Origin of the sequence: Methyloradius palustris (assembly GCF_019703875.1) — a bacterium.
GTDB lineage: Bacteria > Pseudomonadota > Gammaproteobacteria > Burkholderiales > Methylophilaceae > Methyloradius > Methyloradius palustris.
In genome coordinates this window covers 651940-664169 of record NZ_AP024110.1, presented here as the reverse complement: position 1 = coordinate 664169, position 12230 = coordinate 651940, and the positions used below count along the sequence as shown (strand labels likewise).

Annotated in this window: 13 protein-coding genes and 1 tRNA gene; 12 read left to right on the top strand and 2 right to left on the bottom strand. The window is 45.2% G+C overall.

Going from position 1 to position 12230, the window contains the following annotated elements; genetic code table 11:
• The first annotated feature begins 89 nt into the window (after window positions 1-89).
• Genes mog through ZMTM_RS03235 form a run of 4 tightly spaced genes read left to right on the top strand, consistent with a single transcriptional unit; the run spans window position 90 to window position 2605 of the window.
• Window positions 90-692, top strand: a complete 603-nt coding sequence (gene mog / locus ZMTM_RS03250; RefSeq protein WP_221764904.1) for a molybdopterin adenylyltransferase — start codon at window positions 90-92, stop codon at window positions 690-692.
• A complete protein-coding gene (gene thiL, locus ZMTM_RS03245) occupies window positions 692-1660 on the top strand; it encodes a thiamine-phosphate kinase (RefSeq protein ID WP_221764903.1) in 969 nt (322 codons plus the stop codon). Before mog ends, thiL begins: the two co-directional genes overlap by 1 nt.
• Entirely contained in the window at window positions 1644-2132 is a 489-nt protein-coding gene (locus tag ZMTM_RS03240; protein ID WP_221764902.1) for a phosphatidylglycerophosphatase A family protein, read from the top strand. Before thiL ends, ZMTM_RS03240 begins: the two co-directional genes overlap by 17 nt.
• Window positions 2111-2605, top strand: a complete 495-nt coding sequence (locus ZMTM_RS03235; RefSeq protein WP_221764901.1) for a CinA family protein — start codon at window positions 2111-2113, stop codon at window positions 2603-2605. Before ZMTM_RS03240 ends, ZMTM_RS03235 begins: the two co-directional genes overlap by 22 nt.
• A 63-nt stretch (window positions 2606-2668) precedes the next feature.
• On the opposite strand, the gene ZMTM_RS03230 is transcribed toward ZMTM_RS03235, so the two are convergent.
• Entirely contained in the window at window positions 2669-2989 is a 321-nt protein-coding gene (locus tag ZMTM_RS03230) for a hypothetical protein (protein ID WP_221764900.1), read from the bottom strand.
• Window positions 2990-3255: 266 nt separating this feature from the next.
• Between ZMTM_RS03230 and recA the strand changes: the two genes are divergently transcribed.
• The 8 genes from recA to ZMTM_RS03190 all read left to right on the top strand — a co-directional run bounded on the left by recA (window position 3256) and on the right by ZMTM_RS03190 (window position 11982).
• Window positions 3256-4293, top strand: coding sequence for a recombinase RecA (gene recA / locus ZMTM_RS03225; RefSeq protein WP_221764899.1), 1038 nt, complete (start codon window positions 3256-3258; stop codon window positions 4291-4293).
• Window positions 4277-4813 (top strand): regulatory protein RecX, encoded by a 537-nt coding sequence (locus tag ZMTM_RS03220; RefSeq protein ID WP_221764898.1) that lies wholly within the window; start codon window positions 4277-4279, stop codon window positions 4811-4813. The genes recA and ZMTM_RS03220 overlap by 17 nt, the downstream gene beginning before the upstream one ends.
• Window positions 4814-4830: 17 nt before the next feature.
• Window positions 4831-7467 (top strand): alanine--tRNA ligase, encoded by a 2637-nt coding sequence (gene alaS, locus ZMTM_RS03215; protein WP_221764897.1) that lies wholly within the window; start codon window positions 4831-4833, stop codon window positions 7465-7467.
• Between the two features lie 46 nt (window positions 7468-7513).
• Entirely contained in the window at window positions 7514-8740 is a 1227-nt protein-coding gene (locus ZMTM_RS03210; RefSeq protein WP_221764896.1) for an aspartate kinase, read from the top strand.
• Window positions 8741-8829: 89 nt separating this feature from the next.
• Window positions 8830-8923, top strand: a tRNA-Ser gene (locus ZMTM_RS03205).
• A 223-nt stretch (window positions 8924-9146) separates the two neighbouring features.
• Window positions 9147-10244 carry a tyrosine-type recombinase/integrase gene (locus tag ZMTM_RS03200; RefSeq protein WP_221764895.1) on the top strand — a complete coding sequence of 366 codons (1098 nt, stop codon included), beginning with the start codon at window positions 9147-9149 and terminating at the stop codon, window positions 10242-10244.
• Between the two features lie 321 nt (window positions 10245-10565).
• Window positions 10566-11591: a plasmid recombination protein gene (locus tag ZMTM_RS03195; protein ID WP_221764894.1), complete on the top strand. Its 1026-nt coding sequence runs from the start codon at window positions 10566-10568 to the stop codon at window positions 11589-11591.
• A gap of 187 nt (window positions 11592-11778) precedes the next feature.
• Window positions 11779-11982: a hypothetical protein gene (locus tag ZMTM_RS03190; protein WP_221764893.1), complete on the top strand. Its 204-nt coding sequence runs from the start codon at window positions 11779-11781 to the stop codon at window positions 11980-11982.
• Here ZMTM_RS03190 and ZMTM_RS03185 read toward each other — a convergent pair.
• On the bottom strand, window positions 11979-12200 hold the full coding sequence (locus ZMTM_RS03185) for a hypothetical protein (protein ID WP_221764892.1): 222 nt from the start codon (window positions 12198-12200) through the stop codon (window positions 11979-11981). The genes ZMTM_RS03190 and ZMTM_RS03185 overlap by 4 nt on opposite strands.
• Window positions 12201-12230 lie beyond the last annotated feature (30 nt).

The window sequence follows — 12230 nt, the reverse complement described above, 5'->3', positions numbered from 1 at the left end:
GCTAATGGTATGATTAAATTATTTTCTGCAGTTTAATTTTTAATTCTTTTTAGTGATTCATTTTTACCTACGACTTATTGACAACCATAATGACAAAAGAATTCATTAAAATCGGCCTGGTCTCTATCAGCGACCGCGCATTCAGCGGCGAATACGAAGATAAAGGCATCCCCATGCTAAAAGCTTGGCTGGATAAAACGCTGACCACTGAATGGCACCATATTGCACGCATCATCCCCGATGAACAACCTGAAATCGAAACTAACTTAATTGATCTGGTTGATCATGAAAAATGTGACCTGATACTCACCACAGGCGGCACTGGCCCTGCTTTACGCGATGTCACGCCTGAAGCTACATTAGCAGTGGCAGACAAAGAAATGCCAGGTTTTGGCGAGCAAATGCGCCAGATTAGCCTGTACTTTGTACCGACCGCCATTCTTTCACGACAAGTAGCCGTCATTCGCAAACAAAGTCTGATTATCAACCTGCCAGGCCAACCTAAAGCCATCGCTGAGACGCTAGAAGGCCTGAAGGACGAAGATGGCAAGATCATTGTCAATGGCATATTCGCTGCCGTGCCTTATTGCATAGACCTGATTGGCGGGCCTTACATTGAGACCAACGAGGCCATTGTTAAAAGCTTTAGGCCAAAATCTGCCATTCGTGCCACTAAGCCCAGCGCTTCCTAATGGCTTCAGAATTCGACCTAATTCAGCGCTACTTTACGCGCAATACGCCGCAAGCCTTGCTTGGCGTAGGCGACGATGCAGCGCTCATCAAGCCGTCAGCGGGAATGGAACTGGCCATTTCAACAGATATATTAGTTGCTGGCACACACTTTTTTGCTGATACTGATGCTTACAAATTGGGCTGGAAAACACTGGCTGTCAATTTATCTGACATGGCAGCAATGGGGTCAAAGCCACGCTGGGCAACCCTGGGGCTTGCATTACCAGAGATTAATGAAGAATGGTTAGCCAAATTCTCTGAAGGATTTTTTGCCTGTGCAGAAACTTTTGGCGTTGACCTAATAGGCGGCGACACCACGCGAGGGCCCCTTACTTTAAGCGTGCAGATTATGGGCGAAGTGCCTGCAGGCAAAGCAATCAGGCGTGATAACGCCAAGATTGGTGACGAAATCTGGGTCTCAGGGGAATTAGGTACAGCAGCGCTCGCACTGGCCGTGCTGCAAAACAAAATAGCCTTGAGCGAAAGTGAAATGAGCATTTATCGTCTGGCATTAGAGCAGCCCGAACCTAAAGTACATCTGGGCATCGCACTGCGCGACATTGCGAATAGCATGATTGATATATCCGATGGCTTACTGGCAGACCTTGGTCATATTTTAAAGCGCTCAAAAGTAGCTGCGCACATTCATCTTGAGCAGTTGCCAACTTGCAATTATGTGAGCCATCACCTGCATGAAAAGCCAATACATAAGCTGGTGTTGGCAGGTGGTGATGACTACGAGCTATGTTTTACTGCACCCAAATCTCAACATGCCAAGATTCTTGAAATCAGCCAGGAACTTACTTTACCTATCAGTTGTATCGGCAATATTATTGCTGCCACTGACGGCGATTTTTCTAGTACCGTCTATAACCAGCAGCATCAAATCATCGACATAAAAGAGACTGGCTTTGACCACTTCGCCTAACCTGAAATTCCTATTCCAGCACCCTGCCCACTTCATAGCGCTTGGCTTTGGTAGCGGGCTTAGCCCGAAAGCGCCGGGGACATTTGGTACTGTTGTTGGCGCACCGCTGTTTATTCTATTAATGTCTGCGCCAGAGTTTCTGCATTCCTCCATCATCGCCCTATTGTTTCTGGTTGGCATCCCCATTTGCCATATCGCTGGTAAAAACCTTGGCGTATCAGACCATGGCAGTATTGTGTGGGATGAAATTGTCGCCTTCATGTTGGTTCTCGAATTCAGCCCATTTTCATGGGTTTGGTGGCTAGTCGCTTTCCTGCTATTTCGATTGTTTGATGTTTGGAAACCATTCCCCATTCGCCTGTGCGACCAGAAACTAAAAGGCGGGTTTGGTGTGATGTTTGATGACTTGCTGGCGGCCATTTACGCAATCATTAGCTTGAAAGCGCTGCTATGGCTGACGATGCATTATTAAGTCTAGCAAGCCAGCTTGGCAAGTTGCTCAAAGCAGAACAACGTATGCTGGCATTCGCTGAATCATGCACGGGCGGCCTATGCAGCAGCCTGATTACAGAGATTGCAGGCAGTTCAGCATGGTTCGATAGCGGCTACGTGACGTATAGCAACCAGGCAAAGGTTGAGGTATTGGGCGTATCGATAACAACTTTAGAAGCCTATGGCGCAGTCAGCGAACAAACTGCGATTGAAATGGCATTGGGCTGCCTAAGAAATGGACGCGTGAATATCGCTGCATCCATCACTGGTATTGCAGGCCCCACAGGTGGATCGCCAGATAAACCTGTAGGCACCGTATGCTTTGCCTGGGTAGGCTTGGGTTTACCAACTATTAGCCAAACTGAACATTTTAGCGGTAACCGCCAGCAAATCCGTGAGCAATCTGCAAACATTGCTCTGCATGGCTTGACCAGCTTATTACAGCAAAAATAAAGGCTCAGTCAAACGGCTGAGCCTTCTGTTTCACCTCAATATTCTTATTGTTTTATATATCGATTAACGCCATCCACGGTCATGCCCACCACGCCATTCGCCACGACCCCAGTCATCACGATCATGGTGCCAATAATGGCCACCATCATATCTAAAGTAGGCAGCAGGCGCTGGGCGGTAATAAACTGGCGGTGCGCTATAGTACACAGCAGGTGGTGGTGCGTAGACCACTGGCGGTGCGCTGTAATAGCGAACTGGTGGCGCGGCGTAATAAGCCGGCGCGCCAAAGTTCAAGCCTATACTGAATGAATCATGGGCATATGCGCTAGACATGCCAGCAACACCCACTGCAGCTACCACTAACATCGAACGTATTATTTTCATGATTATCTCCTATCGGTCAATAAATCCCCGTATATCCAATAACGCATGCTGCAATCAAACGGATACATTTTTAAGATAATTTTCGTAACACTATGTATCAAGTTTAAAGGTTATAGATTGAGACGACGCAGTACCCTATTGAGTTCAATATTCTGGTAATCAAGTTAACGCCCATCAGGCAGCATTAAGTGCAGTTCTTGCTTACGTTAAGTACTGATTTATGAAATAATTACAGGCTTTATGGCGTATTTAATCAAAGGCAAATAATGGACGACAATAAAAGCAAAGCACTGGCGGCCGCACTGTCGCAAATTGAAAAGCAATTCGGCAAAGGCTCCATCATGCGCATGGGCGATACCGATATTGCGGGCGATGTTCAAGCGGTTTCCACAGGCTCGCTGGGTCTTGATATTGCCCTTGGTATCGGTGGCTTGCCACGCGGCCGCGTGATTGAAATCTACGGCCCTGAATCTTCAGGTAAAACCACGCTGACTTTATCTGTCATCGCTCAAATGCAAAAATTGGGCGGTACTGCAGCCTTTATTGATGCGGAGCATGCGCTAGACCCACAATACGCACAAAAACTGGGTGTTAATGTTTCTGAACTACTTATTTCACAACCAGACACTGGCGAGCAAGCACTGGAAATCGCTGATTCACTCGTGCGATCAGGTGCTGTAGATATCGTCGTCATCGACTCAGTTGCCGCCTTGGTACCAAAAGCCGAAATCGAAGGTGAAATGGGCGATTCACACATGGGTCTGCAAGCCCGTTTGATGAGCCAGGCGCTGCGCAAGCTGACAGGTAACATCAAGCGCACCAATACCATGGTCATTTTCATCAACCAGATACGTATGAAGATCGGCGTGATGTTCGGTAATCCTGAAACCACTACCGGCGGTAACGCGCTCAAGTTCTACGCTTCTGTTCGTTTGGACATTCGCCGCACGGGTGCCTTGAAAAGAGGTGACGAAGTGATTGGCTCTGAAACACGCGTCAAAATCGTCAAGAACAAGGTTGCACCGCCATTCAAACAGGCTGAATTCGATATTCTGTATGGCGAAGGCATCTCTCGCGAAGGTGAAATCATTGAAATGGGTGCCAACCTCAAGCTGGTTGAGAAAGCTGGTGCCTGGTATAGCTACAAGGGCGAAAAAATCGGCCAAGGCAAAGACAATGCCCGTGAATACCTGCGCGAGCATCCAGAAATCGCTAACGAAATCGACGCAAAAATCCGCGCCAATGCAAAGGGCAACCTGGATGCCATCATAAAGACCACTGGCCCGGATGACGACGCCGACTAAGAAATCACGCCGCACCAAGCCTAGCCTGCGAGAAAAAGCCATGGGCTACTTGGCGATGCGGGAATATTCATACAAAGAGTTGAAGCAGAAGTTACGGGCATATTTGCCCGTAACTGAAGAAGATGTAGAGCCTGACCTGGAAGCACATTATGAAGCAGTCAATGTGCTACTGGATGACTTTAAAGCGCGTGGCTGGCTGTCCGAAGAACGTTATACAGAGCAGATCGTCCATGCCCGGCAACGCAAATTCGGCAGCGTGAGAATCGCCAACGAGTTACGCGAACACGGCATAGGTGAAGAGCTGGTCGATAAAGCGATGGCGGAAGTCAAAACTAATGACTTGGCTAATGCCCTGGTCATCTACCGCAAGAAATATGATGCTCCACCCAATAGTCGCGAGGAATGGGCAAAACAGGCGAGATTCCTGCAAAGCCGCGGTTTTGGCTTCGACATCATTAAAAAAGTCGTGATTTACAAAGCAAGTAACCGAAATATTGAAGACCAAGAAATTGAAGAATAGCACATTGAAGACAGTGAATGAACAACAAACCAAGCAGTAAAGCCATACGCCAGACTTTCCTGGATTTCTTCGCCTCTAAAGGCCACCAGATTGTTGCATCCAGTTCGCTGGTGCCGCATGGCGACCCTACCCTGCTCTTTACCAATGCTGGCATGAACCAGTTCAAGGACGTATTCCTCGGCTTTGACAAACGTCCTTACACCCGTGCCACTACCAGCCAGAAATGCGTACGCGCTGGCGGCAAGCACAATGACCTGGAAAACGTAGGCTACACCGCACGCCATCACACGTTCTTTGAGATGCTGGGCAATTTCAGCTTTGGCGATTACTTCAAGCGCGATGCCATTAGCTTTGCTTGGGAGTTACTGACTGAAGTTTACAAGCTACCCAAAGAAAAACTGCTGGTCACCGTCTATGCCGAAGATGACGAAGCCTATGACATCTGGACCAAAGAGATGGGTGTCCCTGCCAATAAAGTCATCCGCATTGGCGATAACAAAGGCGCGCGCTTCGCTTCAGACAATTTCTGGATGATGGGCGATACCGGCCCATGCGGCCCATGTACCGAGATTTTCTATGACCATGGCGACCACATCTGGGGCGGCCCTCCAGGTAGTGCAGATGAAGATGGCGATCGCTTCATCGAAATCTGGAATAACGTGTTCATGCAATTCAATCGCGATGAAGCTGGCGTGATGCATCCGCTACCGAAGCCGTCGGTTGATACGGGCATGGGCTTGGAGCGCATCTCTGCCGTGCTGCAAGGCGTACATGCTAATTATGAAATCGATTTATTCCAAACACTGATTGCAGCCGCTGCACGTGAAACGAAAACGACAGATTTAGATAGCCCCTCACTTAAAGTACTGGCCGACCACATTCGCGCCTGCTCATTCCTGATTGCAGATGGCGTCATTCCTGGCAACGAAGGCCGTGGCTATGTGCTGCGCCGCATCATCCGCCGCGCTATCCGTCATGGCTACAAGTTAGGTGTTCGTAGCGCATTCTTCCACAAAATACTGCCAGATTTAGTAGCTGAGATGGGCGATGCCTATCCAGAGCTAATCAGCGAGCAAAAACGTATTGCCGATATTCTCAAACAGGAAGAAGACCGTTTCTTCGAGACTATCGAGAACGGTATGGAAATCCTTGAAACAGAACTTGCCTCTATGGAAAAGGCTGGCAATACCTTATTCAATGGTGATTTAGCATTCAAGTTACATGACACCTTCGGCTTTCCACTCGACCTAACTGCGGATATCGGCCGTGAACGCAATGTAGCTGTCGATTCAGCTGCCTTCGACGCCGCTATGAGGCGCCAGAAGGATCAGGCACGTGCCGCTGGCAAATTCAAGATGGCCACAAATCTGGAATACGATGGCATTGCCACCAGCTTCCACGGCTATGAAAAACATGAAACCAGCGCCAAGGTACTGGCCCTATATAAAGAAGACACAGCAGTTGAGAGCCTGAGTGAAGGTGACTTGGGCGTAGTTGTACTGGACATTACCCCTTTCTACGCTGAATCTGGCGGCCAGATTGGTGACAGTGGTGAGTTGCGCAGTAGCGACGGCATCTTTGCTGTGGAAGACACCTTGAAGATACAAGCCAGCGTATTCGGTCACCATGGCGTCCTGAAAACTGGCAAACTGGCTGTGGGTGACGTACTCAGCGCACGCGTCAATATCACGGCGCGAAAAGCCACGATGCGTAACCACTCTGTGACCCATATCATGCATAAGGCATTGCGCGAAGTACTGGGCGAGCATGTGCAGCAAAAAGGCTCTCTGGTAGATACTGAAAAAACCCGCTTTGACTTCGTGCACAATGCACCCGTGACCGATGCTGAAATTCAGCGCATAGAATCTATCGTCAATGCCGAAATCCTTGAAAATACGCCAACACAAGCGCGCGTGATGGATATTGAATCTGCACAGAAAACAGGCGCTATGATGCTGTTTGGCGAGAAATATGGCGATGAAGTCCGCGTACTGGATATCGGTACCAGCCGTGAGCTGTGTGGCGGTACACACGTAAGGCGCACGGGTGATATAGGCTTTTTCAAGATCATTGCTGAAAGCGGTGTTGCCGCTGGTGTACGACGCCTGGAGGCCACTACTGGTGAAGGCGCACTGAAACTGGTGCAGTCGCAAGAAGCCCTGCTCAATTTAGCGGCCCGTGAGATCAAGGCACCTGCATATGAATTACCAACTAAGCTCACGCAGATATTGGATAACGTCAAAACTCTCGAAAAAGAACTGGCTCGCCTAAAATCAAAACTGGCTTCATCACAAGGTGATGACCTGGCTGCACAAGCCGTGGAAATAGGCGGCGTAAAAGTATTGGCTGCCACGCTTGAAGGTGCTGATGCAAACGCCCTGCGCGAAACCATGGACAAGCTGAAAGACAAACTGAAATCCGCCGCCATCGTGCTGGCTGCTGTCAGCGATGGCAAAGTCAGCCTGGCTGCAGGTGTAACCCCTGACCTGATCGCCAAGATCAAAGCTGGTGATTTGGTCAACTTTGTTGCCAACCAAGTAGGGGGCAAAGGCGGAGGTAAGCCAGACATGGCTATGGCAGGTGGCACCGATGCCAGCCAGTTACCTCAAGCACTAAACAACGTCACCGACTGGGTTAAGCAAAAGCTTGGCTAAGGCACTTTTCAAACCAATATTTACCCAACCACAATAGCTAAAACATATGGCACTTATCGTACAAAAATACGGCGGCACTTCAGTCGCCAACCCAGATCGCATCCGCAATCTTGCGCGTCGCGTGGCGCGTTATAAAGCATTAGGCCATCAAATCGTCGTCGTGGTTTCAGCCATGTCTGGCGAGACCAATCGCCTGATCGCACTGGCTAAAGAAATCATGCCGAATCCTGATCCACGTGAACTGGATGTGATGGTTTCTACAGGCGAGCAAGTCACCATTGGCTTGACTGCATTGGCCCTGATGGATTTGGGCATTAAAGCCAAGAGCTACACAGGTGCACAAGTTCGCATCGTGACCGATAGCGCGTTCACCAAAGCGCGCATCCTGCATATTGATGAAGAACGCATCCGTGCCGATTTGAATGCTGGCAATGTGGTTGTGGTAGCAGGCTTTCAAGGTGTGGATGAGCAAGGTAATATCACCACCCTTGGCCGTGGTGGCTCAGATACCACTGGCGTTGCCTTGGCAGCGGCACTGAAAGCTGATGAATGCCAGATTTATACCGATGTGGATGGCGTATACACCACCGACCCTCGTGTGGAACCGAACGCGCGCCGTCTGAAATCCATTACCTTTGAAGAGATGCTGGAACTCGCCAGCCAAGGCTCAAAGGTACTGCAAATCCGCTCAGTAGAGTTTGCAGGCAAATACAAAGTCAAACTGCGTGTGCTCTCAAGCTTTGAAGAAGAAGGCGAAGGCACACTGATTACATTTGAGGAAAATGACAACATGGAACAACCCATCATCTCCGGCATCGCCTTCAACCGCGACGAAGCCAAAATCACCGTATTAGGCGTGCCAGACCGCCCAGGCATTGCTTACCAAATCTTGGGCCCAATTGCCGATGCCAACATTGATGTGGACATCATCATCCAGAATACAGGCGCTGACGGCACCACAGACTTCACCTTTACCGTTCACAAAAATGAACTGAACAAGGCACTCGATATTCTCAGAGACAAAGTGCAAGGCCACATTGGCGCACGCGAGATTTCAGGTGACGACAAAATCGCCAAAGTTTCCATCGTTGGCGTTGGCATGCGCTCGCATGTTGGCGTAGCCAGTCAGATGTTCCGCACACTCGCTGAAGAAGGCATCAATATCCAGATGATCTCCACCTCTGAAATCAAAATTGCAGTCGTGATTGACGAGAAATATATGGAGTTAGCCGTCCGCGTGTTGCATAAAGCGTTCGAGCTAGAAGAAGCCTAAAAAGGCCGGATAGCAAAGATAAGCACAGACTTACATTGATTTTTAAGGCGTAATCAAGTATTGTTACGCCCGCTGTACAAGTTAAAAACGGAGAGCTGGCCGAGTGGTCGAAGGCACTTCCCTGCTAAGGAAGCATACGGGCTTAAACCTGTATCGAGGGTTCGAATCCCTCGTTCTCCGCCAAACACTTTAGAAGCCCATACCCAATGGGTTTCTCAATAAATGTAGTATCGAAATTGGTAGCATTTTTGGTAACAAAAAAATGCTCAAGATACCCGTTTACCTTCGTGGAAATAGCTACTATATCCACACCAGAATTGCTGGAAGGCAGTTCAAAAAATCCCTTCATACAAATTGCAAACATACTGCTAGAATCAGGGCATTGTCCATTCTTACGGCAGTTGATATGGCACTTGATCCCAAGAAATTAAGAACCTTTAATATTGATATTCAAAATGGCATCTATCAGTCTGATGGGCCGGAAGACTATCAAAATATGATGGGGGCATTAGATAAGCTTGGCACACTTGGTTTATTAAAACCCACAAGCTCCCAACCCCCATCAACACAGGTGCATAGGGAAATTCCTAAAATAAGTTTAAAACTATCTGAACTGGTAGAAAAACTATTTGATTTGAAGAAACAATTGAAACCTGCCACTGCACAAGCATACAAAAAAGCAGCTAGTGAGTTTTCAGGCTTCCTGGGCAACCCTTATATCCATGAAATTGGTGGCAGTGATATTACCCGCTACCAAGAACACCTTGCCAAAATTAATGACACCAGAACCATAGATAATAAAATTGGGAATCTAAGTGCCATATTTAGTTTTGCTATTACACAAAAATATTACTTTGAGGCCAACCCTGCCCTAGGCAGGAAGTTGATGAGCAAGAAAGATAGGGATAAATCAGGTTATGCCATTTTTGAAGATATAGAAATACACTCCATTTTTCTGCCACATCTTATTAAACAACATAAAGATAAAGACCCAGATTTCTACTATTGCATATTGCTTGGATTGATTAGTGGTTGTCGTATATCTGAAATTACTTCTTTGCAGGTTTCACAAATTAAAGCTGAACCTGTTCCTCATCTTAATATTATTGATTCTAAAACCGTTGCTGGAATTCGCACTGTTCCTATTCCTCAAACTATATATGATGAACTTCAGAATTTCCTGCCAGCCAAGGGGAAAGCTTTTAAATATATTGAGAGATTAGGTAAAGGTTCTGGTAATGCTGTTAGTCAAAAATTTAAACGACATATGGGAAAAATAGGTGTGATGAGGGAAGGCTTGGTATTCCATTCCCTTCGCAAATATTTTAATAATTTTTTAAAAACTAACAAGGTTCAAATAGAAGCAAGATGCCAGATGCTTGGGCATGAGTTGGACAATGTGAATGAAACCACCTATGCAAACGAATATAGTATTCAGGATTTAGCTACCCTAGTTAATCCAGTCCAGAATAAAATTTTGGAAATGATTAAATACAATCCCTAATACAATTCATCGTCAGAAAAAAACAAACCAGCCCTATGCTGGTTTTTTTTATTTTTGATGCACAGGGTTTGGGATGTAATCCCAAGGTTTGGGGAGATTCCATAAGAGGGGCATAGCCACCTCTTTGGCAGGCTGAATGGAAAAACGAAGTTTTGGAATGTGGGTATCGTAGATACCCCTAGTCTGTACCTAGAGGTATCAATTACACACATACCCCCAGAAAATAAAAAACAAAACTATCTCATACAGCTAACCCCGCTAGGGGTAAGTTGACTTTGCCAAAATTTCTGCGATAACTATATAGAGCAGGAGAAATTATGTATGGCAAAAAAAGAACAAAAAAGTCAATTCATGCATTTGGAATTGTATTCAAGAACAGGTGCAATAATTCAGAGTAGTAAAGCCAGAAAAACTAGCACTGTCGGTGTAATAAATGAAGCCATTAGAACGAATGGTTTTACTTCCCATATCATGGCTGATGGCTACAGCCCTGCCCCACCAACATATTTGTATAGTCAAAATAATCTTAGTCTTGATGATCACTATAAGGAAATTCTAGCTCAAGTAGAAAATGAAAAAGATAGCTTAGGTAGAAAAATAAAATCTGATAAAAATATTTTACTTGCTGGGGTAGTTTCCTATCCAAAACCAAGATTAGCAAACAATTGGGATAGTGACGATAAACAAAATTACATAATGTTTAAGGATCAATCTATTGAGTTTATGAAAAATAAGTGGGGTGATAACTTGTTGTGTGTTTTAGAACATACTGATGAGGAATATCCACACCTACATTTTTATGTAGTTAATAAAAATCGTATTGCTTCAACCCCTGAAATGCATCCTGGCTTCGCTGAAAATATTAGATTAGAAAAAGAAGCAAAAGCAGAAAACAGACCTGTTATAAAAAAAGAGCAGGTATCAGCATACAAAATAGCAATGCGAAAATTCCAAGATGACTTTTTTAACACTGTTAGTATTTACTGTGGTTTTGACAGACTTGGACCGAAGGTCCAAAGATTAACGAGGACTGAATGGAAAATAAGAAAACAAGTAACACGACAATTAGCTAAAGCAATTAGAAAAACAAGAAAAAAGAATGAAGATTTGAATATACAAACTGATGAGCTTAATCAATTGATGCTGGAGTTAGAACAAGAAACTGCCAATGTGCTTGAAATGCAAATCCAAGTTGAAATGGAACAAAAACAAGTTGCTGGTGGGCTAAAAGATATAGCTATGGCTCAATACTTTCGTGAACATCATAAAGATCTTGTTGTTCAATATAATATTGAGCAACAAAGAAAGAAGTATGAATCATCTAGCAATTTAAAATTGAAGAATTAATCTAGCTTATATATTTTTGATGGGTCTTAAGAAGAACATATTTTGAATCTGAGCCTCTGATATTAACTATCGTTAATATCTCCCCCTACGGGCATATAAATGCAGTATGTATATCTTCATATTATTAAATTTTTCATAGTTGACTTTTAAATATAGATTTTATATATCTATAATTTAAGGAAAGATTATGAAATTTTTAATTGAAGTATTAGACGATTTTCCAGAAGAAGCAAAACTACACAAGCATTTAATTCATCAAGAACCTGTTGAAGCCAAAATTCACATTTTATTGGCTTATGATAATAAATCCATTACAGCAATTTCCATTCAATCGCCAATACTTGATGAGATACCCACGAATGCTATATTGAAGATAACTAAGATTAATTAATCTGGAATATTGCCCTTCTCATTGATATCTTCACATGCAAGTTCAGCAGCTTCTAAAGTGGCATATTCTTTTCCCAACCTTGTCCCAGATTCAATATGCTCAAGTTCATAATGAGTTAATTCTTCATGGGGTGGTTTATCATTTTTAGTAGTGATTGTGACAACTTTATATGTGGGTGATTTGGATTTTTTCCCTGCACTACTATTTCCGAATTTCATATTTATTCCCTAGCATTTAGATAAGTAAAT